Source organism: Streptomyces sp. NPDC020192 (assembly GCF_044388685.1).
Taxonomy (GTDB): Bacteria; Actinomycetota; Actinomycetes; order Streptomycetales; family Streptomycetaceae; genus Streptomyces.
In genome coordinates this window covers 236,329-262,479 of the sequence record NZ_JBIRXG010000013.1, presented here as the reverse complement: position 1 = coordinate 262,479, position 26,151 = coordinate 236,329, and the positions used below count along the sequence as shown (strand labels likewise).

Genomic DNA, 26,151 nt, shown 5'->3' with positions numbered 1-26,151 from the left:
CGGTTACCTCAGGCCCCCTTGGCCGCGGTGCGGACCAGGACGAGGCCGCCGTTCGGACCGGGAACCGCGCCCTTGATGAGCAGCAGACCCTTCTCCGCGTCAACGGCGTGGACGGTCAGGTTCTGGGTGGTGACCCGCTCGTTGCCCATGCGACCCGCCATGCGGAGGCCCTTGAACACGCGGCCCGGGGTGGCGCAGCCACCGATGGAACCGGGCGAGCGGTGCTTGCGCTGGGTGCCGTGTCCGGCGCCGAGGCCCTTGAAGTTGTGACGCTTCATGACACCGGCGAAGCCCTTGCCCTTGCTCTTGCCGGTCACGTCGACCTTGATGCCGGCCTCGAACACCTCGGCGGTGATCTCCTGGCCGAGGGTGTACTCGCTGGCGTCAGCGGTACGGATCTCGACGAGGTGGCGGCGGGGAGTGACGTCGGCCTTGGCGAAGTGGCCCTTGAGGGGCTTGTTCACCTTGCGCGGGTCGATCTCGCCGAAGGCGATCTGGACGGACTCGTAGCCGTCGACATCGTTCGTACGGACCTGGGTGACGACGTTGGGGCCGGCCTTGACGACGGTGACCGGAACAACACGGTTGTTCTCGTCCCATACCTGCGTCATGCCGAGCTTCTCGCCCAGGATGCCCTTGATCTGCTTAGCCATTCTCAGCCCACCAGCCTCAGAGCTTGATCTCGATGTCGACACCGGCCGGGAGGTCGAGTCGCATCAGAGAGTCAACGGTCTTGGGGGTCGGGTCGAGAATGTCGATCAGGCGCTTGTGCGTGCGCATCTCGAAGTGCTCGCGCGAGTCCTTGTACTTGTGCGGCGACTTGATGACGCAGTACACGTTCTTCTCAGTGGGCAGCGGCACCGGGCCCGCGACCGACGCACCAGTGCGGGTCACCGTCTCGACGATCTTCTTCGCCGAGGAGTCGATGACCTCGTGGTCGTAGGCCTTGAGCCGGATGCGGATCTTCTGTCCCGCCATGGCTACTCAGTAGTCCTGTCTCTTCTTACGCTCTGACGCTCGGCGATTCTTCGGACCTTCTCCGACCCACGCGGTCGGGCGTGTCGCACTTCCGCTGACACGGATGTCCCTTGTTCGAACATCCCTGCGGGGGAATGCAACGGCCCTTCCGGAACCGCGGACCGAGGACCTCGGGCCCACCGGGCGCCTGGTCGGTGCCGCACCGCACTTCCCGGAAGATTCCCGTACGTCCGCCCCAGCGCTGCCGTGAAGGCAGTTAGGGCGACGAGTACTGTGGGACTCGCTTCCGGTCCCCCCGGCGGGAGGCGCGCAGCATCAACACTCGACCGAGCAACTCGGACAGTCTGCCATATGGGACGGGGGGCTGGCCAATCGGGCCGGAGAGAATACCCCGGGGGTGACGTAGGTCAAACCGGGGCGCCGGTCTCCCCGGCTTCCGCGGTCACCGGAGCTTGTCGAGAGCGTCGCTCCGAGCGGAAGCCGCGGTGTCCCGGGAGCCGTACGCCAGTGAGTCCTGCAGCCCGCTGCCGGCGCCGATCGCCCTGCCCCAGATACGGCTCATGTCCATGCTCTGGGCTTCCAGCCGCGCGAGCGTGTTCTCGGCGCCGGCGTCCCTCAGCTCCTGCTTCCAGGAGCCGATCAGATGGCCGGCGGGGTCCCGGCCGTAGGCGGGCGGGGCGGACGCGTGCGCCGACAGGCGGGCGGCGACATCCCCGCCCCACGTCCGCGCCTCGGTCTGCCCCATGCCGCGCGTCACCTTCTCCGCCACCCCGTCCAGGGAGCCGAGAATCCGCCCGCTGAGCTTCGCACGCACAGTGAGCGCCTCCTTGCCCGCCGTGGCGGGGGTGGCGGCGAGATCGGCGGCGATCCGCCGGGTGGCGGCGTCACGGACCGCGGCGTAGGCCTCGGGGCTGTCTAGTCCGCGTTCACGGAGGTCAGGATCTGGTCCGTGTCGTCGGCGTAGTCGGCCAGCGCCTGGGCGAAGGGAACGGCGAGGGCGGGAGGGATCTGCCGGCCGCCGGTCCCAGCCTCGTCCGCCATGGCCGGCAGCAGGCTCTGCATGGATCGCGCCTGCTGAAGGGAGTGCCTGCCTGGTGTGGCCCCCATGGTGACGTGCTTGACGGCCGCGCCCAGCGCCGGGCAGCTGAGATCACTCCGGTACTCCGCCCCCAGAGCCGACCGCACCCTCTTGTCCCGCAGAAGGTCCTGGCATGGTCCGGACTCCGTGCCCGAGCCGATCCACAGCCAGGTGCCGATCCCCGCGGCCACGGCCAGACAGGCTGCGGCGACAGTGATGGTCTTCACTTCGTGCAGCCGAACTTCTTCGTCTCCCCCGGTACGAAGGCGTCGATGAACCGCTGCAGCTTCTTGTAGCCGGTGGGGGTGTTCTCGACTCGGTCGCCGAAGAAATCGACCCCGAAGACCATGTATGCATTCCGGGAGGTGCAGTTTGCCTGGACCACGGCGCCGTCGCTTCCTATCGCCGCATGTCCCGGGAAGGACACGGCCCGCTCGGCGGCGTACTTGTGCGGTACTGCCCCGGGCTTCCAGTCCGCCGGGTCCAGGGCCCGGTCCGAGCGCGTGATGTCGACATACAGAACCCGGTGGCCGCCGGCGCTCAGGGCGCAGGCCGCACCCGATTGTCCCTCAAGGGCCGTGTAGGTCTGCTTCACCGATCCGTCGTTCGGGATGAGCGGTGACAGGGCCTCCTTCGGCACCGGGACCTTGCAGAACTCGGCGGGGACGGTGGCATGGGTGTTGCTGCTGCAGCCCGCCGCCGCTGCCAGGACGGCGGTGCACATCAGGGCCACCGCCCCACGCCTCGGTCCCGTCGCCATCACTGCGCTCCCGCCATGCCACGGGCGCGTGCGTTGCCGTCGTTGGCCGCCCCGTTGATCTGGTCGTATATGCCCTGGTCGTGAGAGTAGCCGGTGTGGCTGTCGGCCCAGTGCGAGTTGGCCGCGTACCACTTGTCGGCGATCTCGTTGAGCTGGTTCTGGCGCAGGTGGTACGTGGCCTGGCTGTCGCTGGTCAGCTTGGCCGCCTGATCCTGCTGTTCGTCCATGACCCACGCGCTGGTGAGCGCGTCGGCACCACGCTGGTAGAGATCGCCGTACACCGGGATGAAGTTCAGCAGCGCTCCGGACGCGTGGTAGCTCCACGCCTTGTCCCAGGTGTAGTCGTGCTGGTCCCCCTTGAGCGCCAGGTACCGGCCCTCCTCCATGAAGCCGATCGCGGTGCCGGCCGAATGGAGGGTGTCCTCCGGATGGCGCGAGGGGTCGTGAATGTCGGCCATGATCGCGTAGTTCATGCCCTCGTGCAGCATGTTGTACGAGTCCTGACTCCGCGAGATCTGCTTCGTCATCTCCAGGACCTGGTCACGGTCCAGGTTCGGGCCGTCGGCAATGCGCCGCCCGCCGCTCGGGTCACTCATCGCCACGTACGTCTCATGGCCGTGGTTGACCATGATCTTCGCCATGTCGTCGCGCAGCGAGGCCGGCATGTCGTTGCCCTGCTGGGACAGGACGTCCAGCGCGTGCACGAACACCCGGTTGTTGGCGTCGGTGTGCGGCGTCGGCGCCATGGGGCGCTGGCCGTTCGGGTCGATGCCGGTGGCCGCCGCGGCCAGGGCGTCTCCGAAGCCCTTCCGGTCGTCCCCGTCCGGCGCCAGGACCGGTATGCCCGTGGTGGTCCCGCCGGGCGGGGTCGCGAAGTGGTCGATGACGGTGTCCCAGTTCCGACCGTGGAGCAGGTACTGCAGATTGTCGTTGTGGGCCGGGTCCAGGTACTCGGTGCTGGTCTTCGGGTCGTGGGACATGATCCCCAGCACCCCGTCGAGCGGGTCGTTGGCGAACCAGCCCCGGTCCTTGCCGCTGAACTTGTCCCGCAGGGCCCAGATGGACTCGGTCGGGTTGTCCCCCTTGGGCATGTACGACTCCTCGGCGTGCCGGATGTCGTCGGCGGTGTCCTCCAGGAACTTCCCGTTGTAGCCGTGCCCCTGCTGCATCAGCGTGACGAGGCTCTGGTAGCCGCGGACCTTCTCGTCCGGGATGGGGCTGAGGCCGTCGACCTTGAACTGCTCGGTGCCGGCCTTCTGCATGTCCGCGCGGAAGTTCTTGTAGAAGGACGAGTTCGGGTCCTGGGTCGCGGTCGCCAGCGTCGTGGCGAGCCCCTTCTGGATGTCCAGGTACTGGCCGCTGTGCTGCTTGTCGTCGTGGTAGGCGAGACCGTCGAGGCTGTTGGACAGTTGCAGCGTGCCCTTGGCGCCCAGCTCGTCCAGCAGGGTCTGGCTGAACGCCGTGTCGCCGGAGTTGTCGTGGAAGAGGCGCTGCAGCTCCTGGTAGTCGGCCGCCGAGGCCTTGCCGGAGTTGACGCGCTGCGCGATGTCCTTGGCCTCGTCGGCCTCGTACTTCTCGATGTCGCCCTGGGCCTTGCCGTTGAAGCCGTTCATCGTGCCGTCGAGGAGGTCGGAGTCGATCACGACGGCCTGGAATGCGACCTCGACACCCTTGTCGGCATCACCCACGTCGTTCACGCACTGGTCGATGCGGGCCTGCCAGGAGGCGACGGCCTTGCGGATGCTGTCCTGGTAGTCGGGGTCGTGGGCGAGCGCCTGCTTGTCCCCCTGGCTGAGCTTCCCGGTGTCGTACGAGACCACTCCCTGGTCCGACACCTTCATACCGGCGGCAATCGCCTCGTCCCGCGCCGACTCCAGCTTCTTGTGCAGGTCCACGAACTGGGTGTGCGCGTCACGCAGGAGCGAGGCGATCGCCTTGGCCTCGACCTGGGCCTTCTGGAACTCCTTGAGCGTGATCCCGAGGCGCTTTTGTGCGGCATCCCCACTGAACCCCGTCCACGTCGGGCCGAGGGTGATGCCGTGCACATCCTTCCCGTAAGCCGTCTCATGCTTGTGGAATTCCGTCGCCATCCCGTCCCAACGGTCGGCGGCCGTGGTGAGCGTGGACAGGTCGGTCGTCATGATCTCGTGGTACGTCGGCATGGGTCCCCGTTGAGTGCGATGGCGTACGAGTCGAATCGGACAGAGGTCAGTTCTGCGGCGGTTGCGAGTACTGGTCCAACACCGACGGTCTGCGCACCCCTGCGGCGACTTCGCCGTCCGTGCTGATCAACGTGGTGTTGGCGCCCCGCAGAGCCCCCTTGTCCGCCGACAACAGGTTCATGAGGTCCTGGACCTGCTCACCCCAGATCTTGTGCGCCGTCCGAACGGCTCCGGAGGTCAGCCAACCGTGCCCGTCCTTCGCCCCGAACGCCTTGACCACGGCACCCGTTTCGTGGTCCGCCCAGGCCCCTGCCGTGCGGGTGCCCGGCTCGATGTCGTTCTCGATCGCATTCGCCGCGGCCTGCTTCTCGGCCGGCGACGACGTCAGACCCTGCTGACCGCCGAAGGATCCGCCCCCGCCCGGGTCCGCCACCTGATTGAGCCGCATTCCCACGGCACCTTCGCCGCCATGTCCTGCCATGCCGCCAACCCCCGTCTGCCGCTCTGGCGTGTCCGCTTCACGCTAGCAACGGGCTGGCGGCATCAGGCAGTTGGGCTGCACCCCTTGGCGCTTCCTTTACGAGAACATGGTTGATATCGGCAGGCCAGAGGCGCGAGAGATTGGGTCACTCACAGCGGGCGGTATTGGATCTTTGGTTGGGTCCGGTTGCTGCCTAACGTCTCCGTCATGACCGTTTCCGCCCCGACCGGGAGAACAGACCCGAACCAACTGCCGACGGACCAGGCCGCGCCCCACCCCCGCCTGATCACCCTCCTCGCGGCGGCCTGCGGCCTGATCGCCGCCTGTCTCTACTACTGCCAGCCCCTGCTCCCCCGGATCGCGGACTCCTACGGCGCCTCCCCGTCCGCCGTCGGCGCGCTGGTGACCGCCACCCAGGCCGGCTACACCCTGGGCCTGCTGCTGATCGTCCCGCTCGGCGACATCGTCGCGCGCCGCCGGCTGATCGCGATCCTGCTCGGCGCGGCCGGCGCCGGAATGCTCCTGTCCGGAGCGGCTCCCGCACTGTGGGTGCTGCTGGCCGGAGGCTTCGCCGTGGGCGCCGGGGCTGTCGTCATCCAGATCCTCATCCCGTACGCGGCCTCCGTCGTGCCCGCGGACCAGCGCGGCCGGGCGATGGCCACCCTGCTCACCGGCGTCCTGCTCGGCATCCTGTGCTCCCGCACGGCGGCCGGGCTGGTCGGCGGGGCCTTCGGCTGGCGCACGGTGTTCCTGGCCGCGGCCGGAACGCTGGCGGCCGTGGCCCTGCTCCTCGTCCGCGTACTGCCGTCGTCCCCGCCGGACGTGTCCCTCGGCTACGGCGCCCAGCTCGCCGCCACGCTCCGGCTGGCCGCCGCGGAACCGGTCCTGCGCCGCCGCTCACTGATCGGCGCGTGCTGCTTCGCCGCCTTCAGCGTCTTCTGGGCCACCTCGGCGTTCCTGCTCGCCGGCCCCCACTACGGCTGGAGCACCTCCGCGATCGGGCTGTTCGCCCTGGTGGGCGCGGCGGGCGCGATCGCGGCCAAGGCGACGGGCCGCATCGTCGACACCGGCCGCGAGGCGGTGGCCACGGGTGTACTGCTTGCCCTGGGCGTGGCCGCGTTCGCCGCGCTGTGGCCGGGCGGCCGCAGTCTGGTCTGGCTGGTGGCCGGGGTCCTGGTGCTGGACATCGTGGTGCACGGCGTCCACCTGCTGAACATGAGCGTCGTCTACGACCTTCCGGACCACCCCCGGGCCCGGATCGCCTCGGTCTACATGACGTCGTACTACCTCGGCGGCGCGGCCGGCTCGGCGATCGGCGTCACCGCGTACCGGTTCGGCGGGTGGGGAGCCGTACCTGCGACGGGAGCGGCACTGCTGGCGGTGGCGCTGCTGGTGTGGGCGGTCAGCCTTCGGCGGCGTAGGTGACTGCTGTCGCCGCCCTACCAACTGAGGTGAGGCGAGCGCCAATTGGCTTGCCGCCGGCCAGTCCGGCCGGATAGGAAGCCTGCATGCTGAGAGGCGGCAAGGTCGGGCTCAGGGCCCGGCACGAGGAGGACATCCCGATCCTGCGGGCCGAGCTCTACGACGACGTGGTCAACTCCTCGCGGACCGAAGCCGGGCCGTGGCGGCCGATCCCGCCCGGTTCGAAGGACCCGCGGCTCGTCGTGGACGACACGAAGGAGGGGAGCGTCCCGTTCTCCGTGGTGGAGCTGGAGGGCGGCACCCTGGTCGGCACCGCGACGCTGTGGGGCATCGACAACCACAACCGGTCCGCGCACATCGGCCTTGGACTGCTGCCGTCCTCCCGCGGCAAGGGCTACGGCACCGACGTGGTCGCGGTGCTGTGCCACTACGGTTTCGTCGTGCGCGGCCTGCAGCGGCTGCAGATCGAGACGCTGTCGGACAACGCCGCGATGCTGCGCTCCGCCGAGCGCAACGGCTTCGTCCGCGAGGGCGTGCTGCGCTCCTCGGCCTGGGTGATGGGCGAGTTCCTGGACGAGGTGCTGCTCGGGCTCCTCGCCCAGGACTGGAGGCAGGACTCGAAGGCCTAGGGCTGCGGGCCGTGCGGGGGCCACGGGGTGGGCCCGTAGGGCGGCGGGCTCCACTGCGGCGGAGGGGCCCACATGGCGACGAGCCGCCGGCGGTGACGGCTGCGTCGGACGGCGGTGACGACGATGATGGCCACCGCTACGGCGAACGCGGCAAGGAAGCAGCCGACCCCCGCGACGATGTTGCCGGCCATGGCCCCCACCCGGGGCGTGTCCCCCAGCGCGAACTCGGCCGGAAGCTCCGAGGTGCAGGTGAGCGTGTACGCGCCGCTGCTGCCGGGCTTCACCTCGAAGACGCGCTCCCAGGTACGGGACCCCAGGGTGATGCGGAAGGTGCTGTCCGGCCGGGTCATCGACCCGGACCCCAGCTCCGGGATCCGGCACTCGACCCGGCCCTTCCCGGACTGGGAGACGTAGATCGCCTTGGTCTTCCCCTGGACGAAACCGAACGTCCGCGAGTCACCGCTGGAGAAGCTCCGGGCGGTGTCGATCGAGTCCAGCGTGTTCTTCACCGTCACCACGATGACGGCGATACCGGCACCGGCCAGCACGAGCCCCAGCAGTGCGGCCACCAGGTACCAGATGCGCCGGGGCCGCAGGTCCCTCGCCGGGATGGCCGGCAGCGGAGGGGGCGGGCCGCCGTACGGTGGTCCCCACGGATACGGATTCTGTATCGCCACAACGGAGCATCGTAGGGCAGCCCTTGGGTTCTGCCTCAGGTGCGGGTGGCCGGGTCCAGGTTGGTGCCGACCAGGAACTCCTTGGTACGGCGCAGGGCGAGGGCCACGTCCTCCTGGCTCATCCCGCCCACGGCCTTCGCGCGCGGCACCTCGATGTCGTCCGCCCCGTCCGCCCACCGCTGGGCGGGCGAACCGCGGAACGGGTCCTTGCGCGTGGGCAGTCCGGCCTGGGCGACCGCGCCCGGGGCGCTGGACGGCAGCGCCGTCTCGGCAGGCAGCGAGGCGGCCGAGGCCTTGGAGCCGTGGTTACGGCCGGGAAGCCGGTCCAGCAGCAGCGACGGCCGTACGGCTACGACGGCGACCGCCAGCGCCACGCCGATCACCGAGCCCACGGTGCGGCGCCTGCTGTTCCGGCCGCCGCCACCGTCCTCCGTCAGAGGGTGCGAACGAACTCCGACCAGGCCTCCGGCGCGAGGGCGAGGCGGGGGCCGGTGGGGTTCTTGGAGTCGCGGATGTGGATGGTGGTGGGGGTGGGGGCGATCTCGACGCAGTCGCCGGGTTCGTTGGTACTGCTGTAACTGCTCTTGAACCAGTGGAGTTGCGAGGTGCTCATAGTGTCCCCAGCGCTCGCTCGATGAAGGCCTGCGACTCCCTCGGCGTGAGAGCCTGCGCCCGGATCATGCCATAGCGCAGTTCAAGGATTCGAAGATCCTTCGGGTTTGAGACCGGGCGGCCGTTGAACGCGCCGTCGGAACGCCCGATCGCCGTTCCGTCGGCGAACTTCAGTACCTCGATCAGGCCCGCCGCCCCGGCGTGCTCCTCCCGGTCGGTTGGCATGACCTGGAGCGTTACGTTCCTCAACTGCCCCACCTCCAAGAGGTGTTCGAGCTGTCGACGCAGCACCATCTTCCCACCGTAGGGACGTTCGAGCGTCACCTGTTCCTGGACGAAACTGAGCGTCGGGGCGGGATCCCGTCGCTCGAAGACAGCCTTTCGAGCCATGCGCGCGGCGGCTTCCCGCTCAACGACGTCTTCGCCGAGTGCAGGCTGCCTCATCTCATACATCGCTCGCGCGTACTTCGGCGTCTGCAACAGGCCATGGATGTTGTGGTTGCTGTACAGCAGCATCTCCACCGCCCGCGCCTCCATGTCCGCCAGATCCCGCACCTTCTTCGGATACCGGGCCCGCCGCATGTCCTCCATGAACTCCCGGAGGTGCCCCTGCGCCTTTAGGACCCGGTCCGCCTTGTCCAGCGTCTCCGGCCGAGGAATACGCGCCCCGCGCTCCATCTTGCGGATCAGGTCCTCGCCGTACCCGAGGACAGCCGCCAGGTCGGCCACACTCATCCCGGCTGCCTCCCGGCACACCTTGAGCAGGCGCCCCACCGCCTGCACCACCGGTTCGATCTCGTCCCCCGGTTCGACATCCCAACCAGCCTCGTCCACACCGTCGTTCACACTGTCACTCACGGCTCCTCCTCCGACGCGCACTCGTACCCGTACAACGCCTCAGACAGCCGAGACAGCCGAGACAAAACAAGGACAGTGACGCTACGTAAAGGCGTTGTCACTCACCTACAAAAGCAGGCTCGGCCACGCTGAGTGACGTGATTCAAGAAGCCGCCATCCCCAACTTCAGCGTGCTGCTGTCCCCCACGCCTCGCGGCGCCCGCCTCGCCCGCCTGCTCGCCACCGGACAACTCCGCGACTGGGACCTCCCGCTGGAATCGGCGGAGCACATCGTGGCCGAGCTGGCGGCCAACGCCGTCACCCACGGTCGCGTTCCCGGGCGGGACTTCCGGCTCACGCTCTACGTCGTCGGCGACACGCTGCGCATCGAGGTGACGGACACGCGCGGTGACCATCTGCCCCGCGCCCAACACACGTCCCCCAACGACGAATCCGGTCGCGGCCTGCTCCTGGTGCAGGCACTCGCCGACCGCTGGGGAGTGACCGAAGGTCCCACCCCGCGCAAGACCGTCTGGGCGGAGGTGAAGACCGGCCCCGAATCCGCGCGGCATCACCCAACGGCGATCGCCCTACCTGGCGCGCACCCGCGAACGTCTCCCCAGCGGCCGGATCGTCACGCACACGGTGTCGTACAACCAGCCCCTGACCACCGAGCCGCCCACACAAAGAAAGGTCACCGACACGAACATGGTCAGTTCCACCCATGAGGCGCTGCACCGGATCTTCCAGCAGGATCCCGGTCTGTTCGCCCGCGCCGCCCGCGCGATCGGCGCCCCGTTCGCCGATCCCGTGGCCAGCACTCCGTTACCCACCGACCTCACCGAGAACCACCCGGTAGAACGACGCGTCGACACCCTGTTGAAGATCGAGACGGCCGACTCGGGCGAGTACATCCTGGCTGTGGAGGCCCAAGGCAAGAAGGACCTGGCCAAACGGGCGAGCTGGAGCTACTACCTCGCCCATCTCTACGCGAAGTACAAGATCCCGCCCGTCCTCGTCGTCGTGTGCCCGGACCGGTCTACGGCCAGATGGGCCGCCCAGCACGTGGAGATCGGCCCGCCGGAGTGGCCCTGCCTCACCCTCAGGCCACTGGTCCTGGGCCCGAACAACATCCCGGTCGTCACCACACCGGAAGAGGTGGCCCACGATCTGCCGATGACCGTTCTCTCCGCCGCTTTGCACCGCCAGGATCCGGAGATCAAGGCCATACTTGAAGCGCTGGCCCCTGCACTGCTGGAGCTGCAGGAACGCGACAAAGACACCGCAGAAATCTTCATCGAACTGACCCAGCAAGGCCTGGACAGGAGCCCGGCCGCATCCCTCTGGAGGAGCCTCGTGGCTGTCGATCTCTCGTTCTTCAAGTCATCCCTCGCCGAAGAGCTACGGGACGAGGGCCGAGCCAAGGCCAAGGCCGAAGATGTGCTGCGACTCCTCGACAGGCGTGGCGTCGAGATCCAGGACGAGGCTCGCGAACGCGTCACGTCGTGCGACGACCTGGATCTTCTGAACGTCTGGTTCGACCGAGCGATCACCGCCACCTCGGCCTCGGAAGTCTTTACCGAGACCGAGTAACAGCCTGACGCAGGGGCTGGTGGCTGCGCCGATCGCACCTCACACCCTCCGGCTCTCCCTCGGCCCCAAATACAGCTCCGGCATCCCACCCGTATCGATCACCAGCCTCTGCACCACCACCGTCGGATCCACCATCCAGAACTTCAGCCGATGGACCCCGGCCCCCGACCCCACGGAGTGCCGCGTAGCCGTGCGGTTCACGCTGTCCGACGTGTTCCGGGCCCACACCACGTTCAGCGCGCCGTCATCCGCGCCCGCCGTGATGTCCACCGTCTGGATCGGGCCGTCGTCCAGTGACACCCCGTAGCTCAGGCCCGTCACCCCCGGAAGTGCCGGATTACGAGGCGAGACGTACGCCCACACCGTCACCTCCCCGGGATCGGACAGCACGCTCACCTCGTACTCCAGACGTGGTGACGAACCCCCCGGAGTAACGCTCGGGGACGTCACCGGCCACGGAGTCATCCCCGCGCCCGTGCGGCCGATGCCGTCCAGGCGGCGCCAGTCGCCCACCGCGCGGTCGTAGTGCTCGGCGTCGATCGCCACATAGCCGCCCGCTTCCACGAAGCCCCGCACGCCACGGACCCGCGATCCCTCCGTCACGCACCTCACGGTCACCGAGGCCCCCGCCCCGCTCACCGTCAGCGTGCCCTCGGCCCGGCCCGCAGGGGCCTTCGCCCAGTCCGCCCGGACCTCCACCCGCACCTGCTGATCCACCCGGCCCCGCGCCCGGTCCACCACCAGCCAGGGGACGGACGAACGGACCTCGTACACGAACGGCGTACGCCCCCTGTTGAAGATCTCCACGTACTGCTGCGGCCGCGTCTGGTACCGGCTGAACGACGGCAGCACCGGCACGTCCGTCGCCGAACCTCCCGGCCACCACTCCCCCGCGTCCTCCGCCCCGTCGACCGACACCCCCAGCTCCGCCCCGTCCGGCACCTGGATCCGTCGTACCGCCGGAAACAACACATCCGGCAACGCCACGTTGTCCTTCTCCGGCTGCTGCCAGCCCGCATTGGGGCCGTAGCGGTCCACGTCGCCGTAGTCGATGTGCGGCTGGGTCTGGAAGCCCTTCCATTTGCCGTCGGCCACACGGGAGTTGAAGCGGTCGGCCAGCGCGAAGTCCCTCGCCAGGGCTGCCTCCGCCTGCGCCGCGCGGTCGTTCGTCGCCGCTCGGCCCTGGGCGGCGTAGAGGAGATTCCCGAACTCCGCCTCCCGCAGCGCGTACAGGTTCGCGGTCGCCGTCACCTCGTAGCCCACCAGCTCGTACCACGCGTCCTGGAGATCGCCCGGCAGCCGACGGGCGACACGTTCCGCCCGGCCCCCCAGCACCCGCCACTCCTCCGTCACCCGCTCCAGCTCCCGGTGCGCGAAGTAGTACGGGGTCTGCTGGTCGTCGTACACCACCTTGCCGTCCGCCATCATGATCCGGCGGTTCAGCAACTCCGGTTTGCGGCGCGCCTGGAGGCGGCCGTACGTCGCCAGCACCGACGCGATCTCGCGTGCCGGGGTCTCGCCGAAGTTCTGGCGGGCGTAGCGCTCCTCCCATGCGCCGAGGCGTTCCAGCGGCCACGCCTCGGGGTTCCAGGCGTACGACAGGAAGAACTCCGTCGGCAGTTCGTTCCCCTTCAGGTCGCCCACGTTCGCCACCCACAGGCCGTGGTTGCCGTAGGCGTGGGCCTGGTGGAGCTGGTCCCAGACGTTGCGGAGGTTGGCCGTGTCGACCCACTTGTAGTTGCGGCCGGCGCCCACGTAGTCGAAGTGGTAGTACAGGCCGAAGCCGCCCTCGCGTACGCCGTCCGGGTGTTTGCGGATGTTGCCCCAGTTGTCGTCCGTGAGGACCACCGTGACGTCGTCCGGGGCGCGCAGACCCCGGTCCCAGTAGCGCTGCACCTCCTTGTACAGCGTCCACACCTGGGGGGTTTCGGACGCCGGCCTGCCCGTCACCTCCTCGATGATCTTCCGCTGGTCGGCGATGATCTCCTGCATCAGCTCGATGCCGTCGCCGTCGGGCAGGCTGGTGTCGCCGTTGCCGCGCATGCCGAGGGTCACTACTCCCTCGAAGCCCTGATCCACCATGCGCTGGATGCCGGCCCGCCAGTACGCGCGGATCGCTTCGGCATTGCGCCGGTACGACCACTCGCCGGTGCCCCCGTAGGGGTCATGTCCGGGCGAAGCATGGCGGTTCCACTCCTCGATGCCCCGCATCATCGGCGCCTCATGGGACGTGCCCATGACAACGCCGTATTCCATGGCGCGGCGGTGGTTCTCCGGGTCGTCCTCCGCGAAGGCCCGGCCCCACACCGCCGGCCAGAGGTAATTGCCCTTCAGGCGGAGCAGGACCTCGAAGACCCTCGCGTAGAACGCCGAGTTGAGTCCTCCCGGATATCCCGGCGCCTTCCCGGGGCCGAAATACGCCGGGGCCCACGTACCCAGTGCCGGATTCTCGTCGTTGATGAAGAAACCCCGGTACTTCACGGCCGGAGTGCCCTGCGTGTGGCGGCCCGCCCGCACCCACACCCCGGCCCGCCGCACCGGCGGCACGTCGTCCCACCAGTGCCAGGGCGAGACGCCGATGCCGTACGAGACGTCGTACGCGCCGAAGATCGTGCCGCGCGGATCGCTGCCCGCGATGACGAACGCCCGCTCCACGCCGGGCATCGGATGCTCCACGACCGTCTGCAGCGAGGTCTCCCACCGCCCGCGCACACCGGTCACGTCCAGCTTCCCGGACCGCACCAGCCCGTCGATCAGCGCGCTGCGGCCGATCGTGCCCAGGAGGATCGGGAGACGGCTGATCGTCGCCCCCGGACGGACACCCGTCACCCGCTCCAGGTCGTCCCGCAGGTCCCCTGCGACCCGTACGACTCCGGGATGATCCTCCGGGCTGACCACCACGGGAGCGCCGACGAGCGAGAACGCCCCGCCCGTGAAGGAGATGTACGCCCCCGGGTCCGTAACCCGAAGACCCCCGTCACCCGCTGCGAACGCGGCCCCCGAAGCCAACACCGGCACAGCGGCAAGCCCCGCCCCCAGCACCGTTCTGCGCGCCACGGACATGCGTCGTCCCCTCCACCCTCTATTTGCTCAGCGGCATGACAAATAGTGGAGGGAGTGACCGACGGGCGGAACCTGTCGTACGCGCCGAATAGTTTCGGAGCCCCAGAAACAGCGAAGAGGCCCGTACGACCGAAGTCGTACGGGCCTCCCCTTAGGTCAGTCGGTGACCCTCAAGCAAGCGGAACTTACTTGACGATCTTGGTGACCTGGCCGGCGCCCACGGTGCGACCACCCTCACGGATGGCGAACTTCAGGCCCTCCTCCATGGCGACGGGCTGGATGAGCTCCACCTTCATGTCGGTGTTGTCACCCGGCATGACCATCTCGGTGCCCTCGGGGAGGGTCACCACGCCGGTCACGTCCGTCGTACGGAAGTAGAACTGCGGGCGGTAGTTGTTGAAGAACGGCGTGTGGCGGCCACCCTCGTCCTTGGACAGGATGTACGCCGTGGCCTCGAACTCCGTGTGCGGGGTGACCGAGCCCGGCTTGATGATGACCTGGCCGCGCTCGACGTCCTCGCGCTTGATGCCGCGGAGCAGCAGACCGACGTTCTCACCGGCCTGGCCCTCGTCGAGCAGCTTGCGGAACATCTCGATACCGGTGACCGTGGTGGTGGTCTTCTCGGTCTTGATGCCGATGATGTCGACGGTCTCGTTGACCTTGAGGACACCACGCTCGATACGGCCGGTGACGACCGTACCGCGACCGGTGATCGTGAAGACGTCCTCGATCGGCATGAGGAACGGCTTGTCGACGTCGCGCTCCGGCTGCGGGATGGACTCGTCGACGGCCTGCATCAGGTTGAGGACCGACTGGGTCCACTCCGCGTCGCCCTCGAGCGCCTTCAGCGCGGAGACGCGGACGACCGGCAGGTCGTCGCCCGGGAACTCGTACTCGGAGAGGAGCTCACGAACCTCGAGCTCGACGAGCTCCATGATCTCCTCGTCGTCCACCATGTCGGCCTTGTTCAGGGCGACGACGATGTACGGAACGCCGACCTGGCGGGCCAGGAGCACGTGCTCCTTGGTCTGCGGCATCGGGCCGTCGGTGGCGGCGACCACCAGGATCGCGCCGTCCATCTGGGCGGCACCGGTGATCATGTTCTTGATGTAGTCCGCGTGACCCGGGCAGTCGACGTGGGCGTAGTGACGCGCCTCGGTCTGGTACTCGACGTGCGCGATGGAGATGGTGATACCGCGCTGGCGCTCCTCGGGCGCCTTGTCGATGTTGTCGAACGGGGTGGCCTCGTTCAGGTCCGGGTACGCGTCGTGCAGCACCTTGGTAATGGCGGCCGTGAGGGTCGTCTTACCGTGGTCGATGTGACCGATGGTGCCGATGTTGACGTGCGGCTTAGTCCGCTCGAACTTCGCCTTCGCCACTGGGGTCCTCCTGTGGAGTGGTTCTGTACGCCTTACTTCATCGGCGCCAGGTGATCTTTGCTGTAAAGGCCCGGAACCCGGGGCAAACATCCGGTTTTACGGCTGTTTGCCCCTTGAGGCTCCGGAGTCAAGCCTACGGCGTGTGAACGCGGTGCGTTACTCGCCCTTGGCCTTCGCGATGATCTCCTCGGCGACGTTCCGCGGAACCTCGGCGTAGGAGTCGAACTGCATGGAGTAGCTCGCACGGCCGGACGTCTTGCTGCGCAGGTCGCCGACGTAACCGAACATCTCCGAGAGGGGCACGAGGCCCTTCACGACGCGGGCACCGGCCCGCTCCTCCATGGCCTGGATCTGACCACGGCGGGAGTTGATGTCGCCGATGACCTCACCCATGTAGTCCTCGGGCGTGGTGACCTCGACGGCCATCATCGGCTCAAGGAGCACGGGCTTGGCCTTGCGCGCGGCCTCCTTGAAGGCCTGCGAACCGGCGATCTTGAACGCGAGCTCGGAGGAGTCGACCTCGTGGTAGCCACCGTCGATCAGGATGACGCGCACGCCGGTCATCTCGTAACCGGCGAGGATGCCGAACTGCATGGCCTCCTGCGCACCGGCGTCGACCGAAGGGATGTACTCCTTCGGGATACGGCCACCGGTCACCTTGTTCACGAACTCGTACGAGGCGTCGCCGCCCTCGATGGGCTCGATCGCGATCTGCACCTTGGCGAACTGACCGGTACCACCGGTCTGCTTCTTGTGGGTGTAGTCGACGCGCTCGACGGCCTGGCGGATCGTCTCGCGGTACGCCACCTGCGGCTTGCCGACGTTGGCCTCGACCTTGAACTCACGGCGCATACGGTCGACCAGCACCTCGAGGTGCAGCTCGCCCATGCCACCGATGATGGTCTGGCCGGTCTCCTCGTCCGAGTGGACCTGGAAGGACGGGTCCTCCTCGGCCAGGCGCTGGATCGCGACGCCCAGCTTCTCCTGGTCGCCCTTCGACTTGGGCTCGATGGCGACCTGGATGACCGGCGCCGGGAAGTCCATGGACTCCAGGATGACCGGGTTCTTGTCGTCGGCCAGCGTCTCACCGGTGGTGGTCTGCTTCAGGCCCATGACGGCGACGATGTCGCCGGCGCCCACCGACTCGATCTCCTCACGCTTGTTCGCGTGCATGCGGTAGATCTTGCCGATGCGCTCCTTCTTGCCCTTGACGGAGTTCAGCACCGAAGAGCCGGACTCCAGGCGGCCCGAGTAGACCCGGACGAAGGTGAGCTTGCCGAGGTGCGGGTCGCTCATGATCTTGAACGCCAGCGCGGACAGCGGCTCGTCGTCGGACGGCTTGCGCTTGACGACGACCTCGGGGTCCTTGACGTCGTGGCCCTCGATGGCCTCGATGTCGACCGGGGACGGCAGGTAGCGCACGACCGCGTCGAGCAGGGGCTGAACACCCTTGTTCTTGAACGCGGTACCGCAGAACACCGGGGTGACCGTGGTGTCCTTGGACTTGCCGGACGCGATGGTGATACGACGGATCGCGGCGTACAGCTGCTCCTCGGTGGGCTCCTGGCCCTCCAGGTACAGCTCCATGATCTCTTCGTCGTTCTCGGCCACCGTCTCGATGAGCTTGCCGCGGTACTCCTCGGCAGCCTCGGTGTGGGTGTCCGGGATGTCGACGACGTCGTACATCTCGCCCTTGGTGGCTTCGGCGGACCACACGAGCGCCTTCATGCGGACCAGGTCCACGACGCCCTTGAAGTCGGCCTCGGCACCGATCGGGAGCTGCATGACGATCGGCTGCGCGCCCAGGCGGTCCGAGATCATGTCCACGCAGCGGTGGAACTCGGCGCCCGTGCGGTCGAGCTTGTTGACGAAGCAGATACGCGGAACGCCGTAGCGGTCCGCCTGACGCCACACCGTCTCGGACTGCGGCTCAACGCCGGCGACGCCGTCGAACACCGTCACGGCACCGTCGAGCACGCGCAGGGAGCGCTCCACCTCGACGGTGAAGTCGACGTGGCCCGGGGTGTCGATGATGTTGATGGTGTGGTCGACGTCTTCCAGCGGCCAGTGACAGGTGGTGGCAGCAGAGGTGATCGTGATGCCACGCTCCTGCTCCTGCTCCATCCAGTCCATGGTGGCAGCGCCGTCGTGGACCTCACCGATCTTGTACGACACACCGGTGTAGAACAGGATCCGCTCGGTGGTGGTCGTCTTGCCCGCGTCGATGTGGGCCATGATCCCGATGTTGCGGACCTTGGCCAGGTCAAGTGAAGTGGTAGCCATAAGGCTTCAGTCTTCTCTCGGTCTCGATGTGGGTAGCGACTACCAGCGGTAGTGCGCGAAGGCCTTGTTGGACTCGGCCATCTTGTGCGTGTCCTCGCGCTTCTTCACAGCGGCACCGAGGCCGTTGGACGCGTCGAGAAGCTCGTTGAGCAGACGCTCGGTCATGGTCTTCTCGCGACGGGCGCGGGAGTAACCGACCAGCCAGCGCAGCGCGAGCGTGTTGGCACGACCGGGCTTGACCTCGATCGGAACCTGGTACGTCGCACCACCGACACGGCGGGACTTGACCTCGAGGGTCGGCTTGATGTTCTCCAGCGCGCGCTTCAGCGTGATGATCGGGTCGTTGCCCGTCTTCTCACGCAGGCCCTCCATGGCGCCGTAGACGATGCGCTCGGCGGTGGAGCGCTTGCCGTTCAGCAGCACCTTGTTGATGAGCGACGTGACCAGAGGAGAACCGTAGACCGGGTCGATGATGACCGGGCGCTTCGGGGCGGGGCCCTTACGAGGCATTCTTACTTCTCCTTCTTGGCGCCGTAGCGGGAACGGGCCTGCTTGCGGTTCTTGACACCCTGGGTGTCGAGGGAGCCACGGATGATCTTGTAGCGAACACCCGGCAGGTCCTTCACACGGCCGCCGCGCACGAGCACGATGGAGTGCTCCTGCAGGTTGTGTCCCTCACCCGGAATGTAAGCGGTGACCTCGATCCCGCTGGTCAGACGCACACGCGCGACCTTACGCAGGGCCGAGTTCGGCTTCTTCGGGGTGGTCGTGAACACACGCGTGCAGACGCCACGACGCTGAGGGGAACCCTCGAGTGCGGGCGTCTTGTTCTTCTCGACCTTGTCCTGCCGGCCCTTACGGACCAGCTGCTGGATCGTAGGCACTACTTCTCCGGTTTCTGTGTGCCGATAGGTACAGCTAACCTGGGACTTCGCCGACCCACGCGGTCGGGTGTGTCGAATCCCGCAGACCCTGCCGCAAGGCAAAGGGGCGCAGATTACGGTGGCCATAACACGGCTCGCCATGCGGTTGAAGGCACGCACGAGAGCCAGGGCACACCCCAGGCACAAGGTCTGAGCGTACCTACCTCACGGACTTCGGTCAAAACAAATGGAGCGGGGCCCGACACGCCGGACTTCTCACCTCGTAAGCCGGGTTTCGCCCCAGTTGTCCGACGGCCGGTGATCGGCCGTCCCGTCGCCGCGTCACGCCTGGTCGGAGGGGTCGCGGACGCCCCCCGGACACTCCTGGCCGGTTTCCGCTCTTGCCGGGGAGGGGAAGGGTGCGCTTTCAGTACGTTGATCCGTCCGTCGCGGGTTGTCCGCCACGGGTGAACAACTTCGGGGGGCCGGCATGACGAGCACGTGGACGACCGCGCATGCACGGGACGACGGCGGCCTGGACGACCGGGTGCCCTTCCTGGCCCGGCTGGAGGCGGAGGACCGGGCGGTGCTGCTCGCGCTCGGCCGGGAGCTCACCTTCACCGCCCGGACGGTACTGATCCACCAGCACGAGCCGTCCTCACACGTGATCTTCCTGCTCACGGGCTGGACCAAGGTGACGGCGGCGGCCGCCAACGGCTACGAGGCGCTGCTCGCGCTGCGCGGCCCCGGTGACATCGTCGGCGAGTCGGCCGCGCTCACCGGACGGCCTCGCTCGGCCACGGTGACCGCGCTGGAGCCGGTGCGCTCGCTGGCCGTGGAGCACGAGAAGTTCCGCGACTTCCTCCAGCACTCCCCCGCCGCCGCCTTCGCCCTGCTGGGCCTGACCGCCGACCGGACCCGCGCGGCAGACCGCCGCCGCCTGGAGTTCGCCTCCATGAACGTCCGCGAGCGCCTCGCCGTCCTCCTCCTGGACCTGGCCCGCACCCACGGCCGCCGCACCGACGAGGGCATCGAGGTCTCCGTCCCCCTGAGCAAACAGGAGCTCGCGGGCTCGGTGGGCGCCTCCCGCGAGATGGTCCAGCGCCTGCTGAAGGAACTCCGCGACAAACAGGCGGTCACGACGGGCCGCCGAGCCCTGCTCATCCATCGGCCTGACGTGCTGCGCCGCATAGCGGCGGCAGCCTCGGCCCCGGAAGTCCTGGGAATCCCGGGGATCCCGTCACCGCCGGGGCCGTCCGAGGGGTGACGGGGCGGAAGGGGGCCGCGACCAGGGCCGCGCGAGGCCGCCGACGGGAGTGCGCGAAGAGTGACGTCCGTGGGCCGGGGCCGTCCGGAGGGTGACGGCTGCCGGCCCGGGCCGCCCGCAGAGTGACATCGGCGCCCGGTACACCGGGGGCACCGGGGACTCCGGGAATCCCCTCGCCACCGGCCCCGTCCAAAAGGCGTCGGCGACCGACCGGGGCACGCCAAGCCGTCGGCCGGGCCGCGTGAAGGGCGACCGCACGGACCCGGGCTGTCCTGAAGGGGGACGGCCGCCGAACATGGTCGCCCTGACAGCGGCAGCCGCAGGGTGTCATCGGGGCCCCAAGCACAAGAGGCTCCAAGGATCCCCTCGCCACCGGCCCCGTCCAAGAGGCCTCGCGGCCGACCGAGGCCGCCGACCGGAGCCGCCCTCAGGATGACCGCCGCCCGCCGGATCCGCCCGCAACATGACCGCCGCCACGCTCAGGCCCCCAAGAGTGAGCGCCCCGGCCCGGAACGCCCGCAAGGCGGCATCGGCCCCAATGCACGGGCGCACCAGGGATTGCGGGAATCCCCTCACCGCCGACGCCACCCGAGCGGTGACGGCGGCCGACCGGGGTCACGCGAACCGCTGCCCGGAGCAGGACCCCCACCGCACCCAGGCACCCCGAGCATGAGCCGCCCCCGGCCCGGAACGCCCGCAGAGTGACATCGGCCCCCGGGTTCACTCTGTGCACACGGTCACACTTCGAGTGCGTCATCCGTCCTCACGGGTCGGGCCGTCGTGGCGGCACTCTGCTGGTCTGCACGGCGGAACCACCCGAGAGGCGACCATGACCGAGCCCGTGAGCCGCACGATTCTGCTGCTGGACATCGAGCGGTTCAGCGACCGAGACGACGTGGAGCAGGCCTATCTGCGGCGCATGCTCTACGACCTCACCGACCGCGCCCTGGAGCGCGCCGGCATCGACGAGACCCGGCGGCTGCGGGCCGACCGCGGGGACGCGGTGATGGAGCTGATCGACGCCAACGCCTCGGTCACCGCGCTGCTGCGGGTCCTGCTCACGGAGGTCCCGGCCCAGCTGCGCGCCGTCAACCGCATGGCGTCCCGCTCCGCGCAGATGCGGCTGCGCGGTGTCGTCGCCACCGGCTACGTCGCCGTGGACGAGCACGACGGCTGGGTCGGCGCCGATCTGAACCACGCCTGCCGGCTGCTGGACGCCGCCCTGCTGCGCCAGGCCCTGCGCGAGCGCCCCGACGACTTCGCGCTGTGCGTCTCGGACGCCCTGTACGCCGGTGTGGTGCGCCACGACCACCCGGGCATCCCCGCCGCCGACTTCCGCCCGGTGACGGTGGACAGCAAGAACGGCCCGCTGCGGGCCTGGCTGCACGGATCCTTGCCCGTCGGCCGGGACCGGCAGGAGGACGAGGACCAGGACCCGGACCCCGACCAGGACCACGGTGACACGGGGGAGGTGCCGGGCGGATCGGGGGACCGCCCGGCACCGCAAGCGCCCCCATCAGGTACCCCCACCCAGGGCAGCCCGGCGCCGGGCCCCGTCGTCACCATCCACGGCGGCACCTTCAGCGGCGGAGTGATCGGCGGCAACCAGCACGGCGGCATCAGCGGCGGCCACTTCAGCGGCAACGTCTCCTTCGGCGAGCGTGGCGGCAGGGACAGCGGGCGGGGTGAGGGCGCGTGAGCACGCCGGAGGCGCAGGCGCCGTCCCGTCCCGCCGCCGCACCCCCGTCCGAGCCGGCCCCCGACGAACCCCGGCCGGGCGACGGCACCACGGACCCCGGCGAGGACGAGGAGCGGGACCAGCCGCAGAAGGCCTGGTCGGCCCGGCGCGACCTGGTCGACCACAGTCCGCGCAGCATGAACGTCGGCGCCCGCGCCCGCTTCAGCGGCGGCCTGCTCGGCGGCGACCAGCACGGCGGCATCAGCGGCGGCCACTTCACCGGCGACGTCTTCCTCGGCAGCAAGACCGAGGTCTACCAGCTCGCCGTACCCTCGGCCGCCGCCCCGGCCTCCGGCGAGGTGCCCGAGGCCACCCTGACGGAGCTGGCACGCGGCTTCGCGGCCGACAAGCAGCTGATGCACCGCCTGGCGCGACGGCTGCGCGACGACCGGGTCCTGGTGCTGTCCGGCGGCCGCTTCACCGGCCGGCGCACGGCCGCGCTGATGCTGCTGCGCGGCCTCGGCGCCGTGCCCGTGCGCACCCTGACCCGCGACACCACCGCCGGCAGCCTCGCCGACCAGTTCGGCAGCCAGGGCGGAAAGGCCGCACAGCAGGCCCGCGGGCATGTGCTGTGCGACCTCGCCCCGCGCCGCGACGAACCACTGCGCTGGACCCATCTCCTCGCCGTCCGCGAACGCCTCGCCGACCGCGACGCCTACCTCGTCGTCACCCTGGATCCCGGCGCCGCGCTGGACGACGTGACCCCCGAGGAGTGGCACCCGCCGGCCGCCGCCGACGTGCTCGCCGCCCACCTGCGCGCCCGCACCGACGAGGAGAGCGCGCGGAAACTGCTCGGCCTGCCGCAGGTCACCGAGTTCCTCCGGCACAGCCACCAGCCGCGCGAGGCCGCCGCGTTCGCCCGCCTGCTCGCCCGGTACGCGACCGGAGACGCCGCCGAGGCCGCCGTAGGACAGTTCTCGCTGGTGTCGCTGGAGAAGCAGGTCCAGGAGTGGTTCGAGGCGGAGGAGGCCGCGCTCCATCTGCGGGACAAGGCGTTCCTCGTCGCCCTCGCCGCCTTCGACGGAGGGCCGTACGCGCTCACCGCCGAACTGAGCGACCTGCTCTACCGCTTCCTGCAGGAGACCGACAACCCGGCTCGCGTCCCCGAGGTCCCCGTCTTCGGCACCCATGTCGGCAAACGGCTGCAGTTGGCGCGGGCGCACACCTTCTGGGAGCCCGAGCACACCGAATGGGGCCCGGTCGACCAGCAGAAGGCCGCGTTCCGCGACGCGCGCGCCTCGCTGGTGCTGCTGCGCGAGGTGTGGACCGGCCACCCCTCCGCGCGCCCCGCGCTGATCCGCTGGCTGCGCCGACTCGCCGACGACGGACGCCCGTTGGTGCGCACCCGGGCCGCCTCCACGGTGGCCGTCCTCGCCCGCACCGACCTGCCGTCCGCGATGGCGCTGGTCATCGAGCCGTGGGGCACCTCCAAGCGGTACCGGCAGCGGCTGGTCGCGGTCAACGCGCTCGCTCTGGCCCACCTGGTCGGCACGCCCAACATCCCGCGCATCCTCGACGTCTGGTGCGAGGGCGACGACCCGAGGCTGCGCTGGGTGGCCGTACGGGCGTACGGCCTGATCGGGGCCGAGCGCCCGGAACAGGCCCTGGCCGCCCTGCGCCGCGCCGTACGACGGCTGTACGAGGACACGCCCGACGACATCGACGGCGCACTCGGCGAGGAACTGGCCGAAGCCGTCGAGCTGTTGCTGCTGTCGGCGGCGAGCGACCGCGTCCTCGGCGAGCTGCTGGCCCACGTCGAGGACGACCGTGCCGTACGCGACCTGACGCTGGGCGGCTTCGTCGGCGCGTGCCGGCGTACCGAGGACGACGAGCGGTACGGCACTCCGCTCGTCCTCGCCTGGTTCGCCCGCGCGGCCGCCGAGGGCCCGGCCACCGCCGGCTCGGTCACGGCCCACCGGGCCACCGCCCACTGGCCCGACGACCTCTTCCCCGACTCCGACCCGGCCGCCGACGACGTCGAGACCGACGACTGGATGGCCGCCGCCCGCAGCAGGACCGTCAACCGCCCGACCGCCGACCATCCGACCGCCGCGCAGGGCGTTCCGCTGCTGTGGCGGGCCGCACTGGCCGATCTGGGCACCACCCGGCAGGCACTGGAGGTCCTGCGCGCATGGGTGCTGATCGCCGACCGGTCACCGTCCGTCGAGTGGGCCCTGGCCGCACTCCTGCCCAGGCTCGTCACCACGACCGCCGACCACCAGAGGCTGAGCCATCTGCTGCGCACCATGCCGGGCGAGGACGGCACTCCCCCGCCCGGGGTCGCCGCCCGCCTGCTGACCGTACTCACCGACCACTGACCGACCCCTGACCGACCCCTGGAACCCTGGAAGACACACACCATGCCCTCCTTCCGGCAACCCGAGTGGCAGCAGCCCGCCGACCGGCACACCCAGCTGGTCGACCCGGTGCTCACCGTGCGGCAGCTGTCGCGCTTCGAGTTCAACTTCCGCTCCCTGGTCCGCATCGACCACGCCCTCGTCTTCTCCACCCCCAAGGGCTCCTACGAGGCCTACCTGCCACCCCACCGGCCGACCCGCGCCGAGATCACGGCCAAGCGCTACTCCGCCGTCTACGAGGTGGACATGGGCGTCCACCCGCACACCACGACCCTCACACTGCCCAGCGACAACGACGCCTTCGAGTTCACCGCCGAGGTCGACCTGTCGTGGCAGGTGCTGGATCCGGCCCGGTTCGTGGCGAGCGGCCACCGGGACGTGCCCGCGCTGGTGCACGGCGAACTCCAGCAGGCCGCCCGGCCGGTGACCCGGCGTTTCCCGGTCGCGCAGAGCGCCTCGGCCGAACAGGAGCTGCTGCGGGCGGTGACCGTACTCGGCCCGCTCGGGGCGACGGCCGGGCTCCAGGTCACCTGGACCCTGCGGCTGCGCCGCGACCAGGCCGACATCGAGCACCAGCAGCGGCTGCGGGCCATCGACCACTCCGCCACCGAGCAGGCCTTCGCGGCCCAGCGGGGCATGGAGGTCGACGTCGAGATGGACCGCCGGCTGCGCCAACAGGACGCCCTGCAGATCGAACGGGCCGTGACGTACGGCGCCCAGCAGCACGAACTGCTCCTCCAGCAGCAGCGCCAGCAGCACGAGCTCGCCCTCCAACAGGGGCGCCAGGAAGCCGAGTTGCAGCAGATCGAGGCCCAGAAGATCGCGTTCTACCAGTACCACCTCCAGCAGGGCGGCGTGCACACCTGGGCCCTCCATCTCGCCCAGCACCCGGAGGACTCACACCTGGTGATGTCCAGCATGCGCGAGGACCAACTCCGCATGATCCAGGCCCAGATGGACCTGGTGAAGCAACTGCTGAGCGGCGACACGGCCGAGACGTACGAACTGGAGGGTCCCAAACAACTGGCCCTGCGCACCGTCAGCGACATCCTCAACCAGCGCCTCCCGGGCGTCCCGCAGAACCCGCCGCTGCTGCCGGAGGGATCCGGTCACGGCCCACAGCCGGAGGTGACGGCAGCCCCTCCGGCCACGCCCCCGATGCCCGCGAGCCCACCGCCGCCGGTCGATCCCGCCGCTCCGGTCACCCCACCGGCACCGACCGCCCCGCCCACCGCGCCCTACGCCCCGCCGGGCATGCCCGGGCCGTACGCCACCCCCGGCTTTCCGCCCCTGCCGCCCCAGCCCGCCTACTCCCCGCCGCCCCCGGCCTGGCAGCCGCCGCCCGGGTACGGCACGACGCCGACGGTGCCGGATCCGCGGGCGACGACGGCAGCGGACGGCGCGAAGGCAGCCGATGACGACAGCCGAGAGGGCGGCACATGACCACCACGGACCAGCTCTGTGAGCGGCTGCTCGCCGAGACGCGGAGCGAGATCGCGCACGCCGACAACAAGGCCTCGGTCCTGGTCGCCGCGCTCGGGATGACCGCCGGGGTGTTCAGCGCGCTGCTCGCGGGGCGGAAGTGGGCCCCCTCGGAGCTGTCCGCCGTGGGCACCGCCGTGTGGTGGGCCGGGGCCCTCTCGCTCCTGCTCTCGCTGTTCGCCCTGCTGCTCGCCGTACTGCCCCGCTACCAGCTGGGCACCTGGACGCCCGGGGAACCGCTGTCGTACTTCGGCGACATCCAACAGGCCGTCCAGCAGGGCCGGTTGGACGACGCACTCGCCGACACCGAGCGGCGGCCCACGGTCGGCCTGGCCCGCGCCCTCACCGAGAACAGCCGTATCGCCGCACGCAAACACCAGTGGATCCGCACCGGGCTTCTCGCCTTCTGCGCCGGCACGGTCCTGTTGCCGGCCTCTCTGCTGATCGGCTGAACCGCCCGTCGGCACCCGTCCCCACCGCACGTGAAGGA

Annotated in this window: 25 protein-coding genes; 9 read left to right on the top strand and 16 right to left on the bottom strand. The window is 69.5% G+C overall.

Going from position 1 to position 26,151, the window contains the following annotated elements; translation table 11 throughout:
• Positions 1–8: 8 nt before the first annotated feature.
• From rplC to ACH47Z_RS25690, 7 genes are all read right to left on the bottom strand, one after another.
• The gene (gene rplC, locus ACH47Z_RS25720; protein WP_020135811.1) at positions 9–653 is read right to left on the bottom strand and encodes a 50S ribosomal protein L3; all 645 of its coding nucleotides are present in this window, start codon (positions 651–653) and stop codon (positions 9–11) included.
• A 16-nt stretch (positions 654–669) separates the two neighbouring features.
• Positions 670–978, bottom strand: coding sequence for a 30S ribosomal protein S10 (gene rpsJ / locus ACH47Z_RS25715; RefSeq protein ID WP_003948644.1), 309 nt, complete (start codon positions 976–978; stop codon positions 670–672).
• A 442-nt stretch (positions 979–1,420) separates the two neighbouring features.
• Positions 1,421–1,792: a hypothetical protein gene (locus ACH47Z_RS25710; RefSeq protein WP_399077508.1), complete on the bottom strand. Its 372-nt coding sequence runs from the start codon at positions 1,790–1,792 to the stop codon at positions 1,421–1,423.
• A 101-nt stretch (positions 1,793–1,893) separates the two neighbouring features.
• Positions 1,894–2,283, bottom strand: a complete 390-nt coding sequence (locus tag ACH47Z_RS25705; protein ID WP_399077506.1) for a hypothetical protein — start codon at positions 2,281–2,283, stop codon at positions 1,894–1,896.
• Positions 2,280–2,816 carry a hypothetical protein gene (locus tag ACH47Z_RS25700; RefSeq protein ID WP_399077504.1) on the bottom strand — a complete coding sequence of 179 codons (537 nt, stop codon included), beginning with the start codon at positions 2,814–2,816 and terminating at the stop codon, positions 2,280–2,282. The genes ACH47Z_RS25705 and ACH47Z_RS25700 overlap by 4 nt, the downstream gene beginning before the upstream one ends.
• Positions 2,816–4,957 (bottom strand): hypothetical protein, encoded by a 2,142-nt coding sequence (locus ACH47Z_RS25695; protein ID WP_399077502.1) that lies wholly within the window; start codon positions 4,955–4,957, stop codon positions 2,816–2,818. The genes ACH47Z_RS25700 and ACH47Z_RS25695 overlap by 1 nt, the downstream gene beginning before the upstream one ends.
• Before the next feature lie 67 nt (positions 4,958–5,024).
• Entirely contained in the window at positions 5,025–5,426 is a 402-nt protein-coding gene (locus ACH47Z_RS25690) for a hypothetical protein (protein ID WP_399077500.1), read from the bottom strand.
• A gap of 240 nt (positions 5,427–5,666) precedes the next feature.
• Here ACH47Z_RS25690 and ACH47Z_RS25685 point away from each other — a divergent pair, with 240 nt between their 5' ends.
• On the top strand, positions 5,667–6,884 hold the full coding sequence (locus ACH47Z_RS25685) for an MFS transporter (protein ID WP_399077498.1): 1,218 nt from the start codon (positions 5,667–5,669) through the stop codon (positions 6,882–6,884).
• A gap of 83 nt (positions 6,885–6,967) precedes the next feature.
• A complete protein-coding gene (locus ACH47Z_RS25680) occupies positions 6,968–7,510 on the top strand; it encodes a GNAT family N-acetyltransferase (RefSeq protein ID WP_399077496.1) in 543 nt (180 codons plus the stop codon).
• Here the strand turns inward: ACH47Z_RS25680 and ACH47Z_RS25675 are convergent.
• Genes ACH47Z_RS25675 through ACH47Z_RS25660 form a run of 4 tightly spaced genes read right to left on the bottom strand, consistent with a single transcriptional unit; the run spans position 7,507 to position 9,657 of the window.
• On the bottom strand, positions 7,507–8,187 hold the full coding sequence (locus ACH47Z_RS25675; RefSeq protein WP_399077494.1) for a serine/arginine repetitive matrix protein 2: 681 nt from the start codon (positions 8,185–8,187) through the stop codon (positions 7,507–7,509). The two genes, ACH47Z_RS25680 and ACH47Z_RS25675, sit on opposite strands and share 4 nt — an antisense overlap.
• A gap of 35 nt (positions 8,188–8,222) precedes the next feature.
• Complete coding sequence (locus ACH47Z_RS25670) at positions 8,223–8,570, bottom strand: hypothetical protein (RefSeq protein ID WP_399077492.1); 348 nt, start codon at positions 8,568–8,570, stop codon at positions 8,223–8,225.
• Positions 8,571–8,620: 50 nt separating this feature from the next.
• A complete protein-coding gene (locus tag ACH47Z_RS25665; RefSeq protein WP_399077490.1) occupies positions 8,621–8,800 on the bottom strand; it encodes a DUF397 domain-containing protein in 180 nt (59 codons plus the stop codon).
• The gene (locus tag ACH47Z_RS25660) at positions 8,797–9,657 is read right to left on the bottom strand and encodes a helix-turn-helix domain-containing protein (protein WP_399077488.1); all 861 of its coding nucleotides are present in this window, start codon (positions 9,655–9,657) and stop codon (positions 8,797–8,799) included. Before ACH47Z_RS25660 ends, ACH47Z_RS25665 begins: the two co-directional genes overlap by 4 nt.
• Positions 9,658–9,794: 137 nt before the next feature.
• Between ACH47Z_RS25660 and ACH47Z_RS25655 the strand changes: the two genes are divergently transcribed.
• A complete protein-coding gene (locus ACH47Z_RS25655; RefSeq protein WP_399077486.1) occupies positions 9,795–10,364 on the top strand; it encodes an ATP-binding protein in 570 nt (189 codons plus the stop codon).
• The gene (locus ACH47Z_RS25650; protein ID WP_399077484.1) at positions 10,345–11,229 is read left to right on the top strand and encodes a hypothetical protein; all 885 of its coding nucleotides are present in this window, start codon (positions 10,345–10,347) and stop codon (positions 11,227–11,229) included. Before ACH47Z_RS25655 ends, ACH47Z_RS25650 begins: the two co-directional genes overlap by 20 nt.
• Before the next feature lie 39 nt (positions 11,230–11,268).
• On the opposite strand, the gene ACH47Z_RS25645 is transcribed toward ACH47Z_RS25650, so the two are convergent.
• From ACH47Z_RS25645 to rpsL, 5 genes are all read right to left on the bottom strand, one after another.
• Positions 11,269–14,292: a glycosyl hydrolase 115 family protein gene (locus tag ACH47Z_RS25645; RefSeq protein ID WP_399077482.1), complete on the bottom strand. Its 3,024-nt coding sequence runs from the start codon at positions 14,290–14,292 to the stop codon at positions 11,269–11,271.
• A 185-nt stretch (positions 14,293–14,477) separates the two neighbouring features.
• On the bottom strand, positions 14,478–15,671 hold the full coding sequence (gene tuf, locus ACH47Z_RS25640) for an elongation factor Tu (RefSeq protein ID WP_399077480.1): 1,194 nt from the start codon (positions 15,669–15,671) through the stop codon (positions 14,478–14,480).
• Positions 15,672–15,827: 156 nt separating this feature from the next.
• Positions 15,828–17,954 carry an elongation factor G gene (gene fusA / locus ACH47Z_RS25635; protein WP_399077478.1) on the bottom strand — a complete coding sequence of 709 codons (2,127 nt, stop codon included), beginning with the start codon at positions 17,952–17,954 and terminating at the stop codon, positions 15,828–15,830.
• A gap of 39 nt (positions 17,955–17,993) precedes the next feature.
• Complete coding sequence (gene rpsG, locus ACH47Z_RS25630) at positions 17,994–18,464, bottom strand: 30S ribosomal protein S7 (RefSeq protein ID WP_003992340.1); 471 nt, start codon at positions 18,462–18,464, stop codon at positions 17,994–17,996.
• Between the two features lie 2 nt (positions 18,465–18,466).
• Positions 18,467–18,838 carry a 30S ribosomal protein S12 gene (rpsL, locus tag ACH47Z_RS25625; RefSeq protein ID WP_003948652.1) on the bottom strand — a complete coding sequence of 124 codons (372 nt, stop codon included), beginning with the start codon at positions 18,836–18,838 and terminating at the stop codon, positions 18,467–18,469.
• A gap of 469 nt (positions 18,839–19,307) precedes the next feature.
• Between rpsL and ACH47Z_RS25620 the strand changes: the two genes are divergently transcribed.
• The 5 genes from ACH47Z_RS25620 (at position 19,308) to ACH47Z_RS25600 (ending at position 26,113) form a co-directional block, all read left to right on the top strand.
• Positions 19,308–20,084, top strand: a complete 777-nt coding sequence (locus ACH47Z_RS25620; protein WP_399077476.1) for a Crp/Fnr family transcriptional regulator — start codon at positions 19,308–19,310, stop codon at positions 20,082–20,084.
• Between the two features lie 829 nt (positions 20,085–20,913).
• Positions 20,914–21,783, top strand: a complete 870-nt coding sequence (locus tag ACH47Z_RS25615) for a hypothetical protein (protein ID WP_399077474.1) — start codon at positions 20,914–20,916, stop codon at positions 21,781–21,783.
• Positions 21,780–24,140, top strand: coding sequence for a hypothetical protein (locus ACH47Z_RS25610; RefSeq protein ID WP_399077472.1), 2,361 nt, complete (start codon positions 21,780–21,782; stop codon positions 24,138–24,140). Before ACH47Z_RS25615 ends, ACH47Z_RS25610 begins: the two co-directional genes overlap by 4 nt.
• A 42-nt stretch (positions 24,141–24,182) precedes the next feature.
• On the top strand, positions 24,183–25,622 hold the full coding sequence (locus ACH47Z_RS25605) for a hypothetical protein (RefSeq protein ID WP_399077470.1): 1,440 nt from the start codon (positions 24,183–24,185) through the stop codon (positions 25,620–25,622).
• A complete protein-coding gene (locus ACH47Z_RS25600; protein WP_399077468.1) occupies positions 25,619–26,113 on the top strand; it encodes a Pycsar system effector family protein in 495 nt (164 codons plus the stop codon). The genes ACH47Z_RS25605 and ACH47Z_RS25600 overlap by 4 nt, the downstream gene beginning before the upstream one ends.
• Positions 26,114–26,151 lie beyond the last annotated feature (38 nt).

What these genes read in the sequence shown, in the direction of transcription:
- rplC (WP_020135811.1), bottom strand. Translation starts at nt 653, where the DNA reads ATGGCTAAGCAGATCAAGGGCATCCTGGGCGAGAAGCTCGGCATGACG.
- rpsJ (WP_003948644.1), bottom strand. Translation starts at nt 978, where the DNA reads ATGGCGGGACAGAAGATCCGCATCCGGCTCAAGGCCTACGACCACGAG.
- ACH47Z_RS25700 (WP_399077504.1), bottom strand. Translation starts at nt 2,816, where the DNA reads ATGGCGACGGGACCGAGGCGTGGGGCGGTGGCCCTGATGTGCACCGCC.
- ACH47Z_RS25695 (WP_399077502.1), bottom strand. Translation starts at nt 4,957, where the DNA reads ATGACGACCGACCTGTCCACGCTCACCACGGCCGCCGACCGTTGGGAC.
- ACH47Z_RS25690 (WP_399077500.1), bottom strand. Translation starts at nt 5,426, where the DNA reads ATGCGGCTCAATCAGGTGGCGGACCCGGGCGGGGGCGGATCCTTCGGC.
- ACH47Z_RS25685 (WP_399077498.1), top strand. Translation starts at nt 5,667, where the DNA reads ATGACCGTTTCCGCCCCGACCGGGAGAACAGACCCGAACCAACTGCCG.
- ACH47Z_RS25680 (WP_399077496.1), top strand. Translation starts at nt 6,968, where the DNA reads ATGCTGAGAGGCGGCAAGGTCGGGCTCAGGGCCCGGCACGAGGAGGAC.
- ACH47Z_RS25665 (WP_399077490.1), bottom strand. Translation starts at nt 8,800, where the DNA reads ATGAGCACCTCGCAACTCCACTGGTTCAAGAGCAGTTACAGCAGTACC.
- ACH47Z_RS25650 (WP_399077484.1), top strand. Translation starts at nt 10,345, where the DNA reads ATGGTCAGTTCCACCCATGAGGCGCTGCACCGGATCTTCCAGCAGGAT.
- ACH47Z_RS25645 (WP_399077482.1), bottom strand. Translation starts at nt 14,292, where the DNA reads ATGTCCGTGGCGCGCAGAACGGTGCTGGGGGCGGGGCTTGCCGCTGTG.
- fusA (WP_399077478.1), bottom strand. Translation starts at nt 17,954, where the DNA reads ATGGCTACCACTTCACTTGACCTGGCCAAGGTCCGCAACATCGGGATC.
- rpsG (WP_003992340.1), bottom strand. Translation starts at nt 18,464, where the DNA reads ATGCCTCGTAAGGGCCCCGCCCCGAAGCGCCCGGTCATCATCGACCCG.
- ACH47Z_RS25620 (WP_399077476.1), top strand. Translation starts at nt 19,308, where the DNA reads ATGACGAGCACGTGGACGACCGCGCATGCACGGGACGACGGCGGCCTG.
- ACH47Z_RS25615 (WP_399077474.1), top strand. Translation starts at nt 20,914, where the DNA reads ATGACCGAGCCCGTGAGCCGCACGATTCTGCTGCTGGACATCGAGCGG.
- ACH47Z_RS25605 (WP_399077470.1), top strand. Translation starts at nt 24,183, where the DNA reads ATGCCCTCCTTCCGGCAACCCGAGTGGCAGCAGCCCGCCGACCGGCAC.
- ACH47Z_RS25600 (WP_399077468.1), top strand. Translation starts at nt 25,619, where the DNA reads ATGACCACCACGGACCAGCTCTGTGAGCGGCTGCTCGCCGAGACGCGG.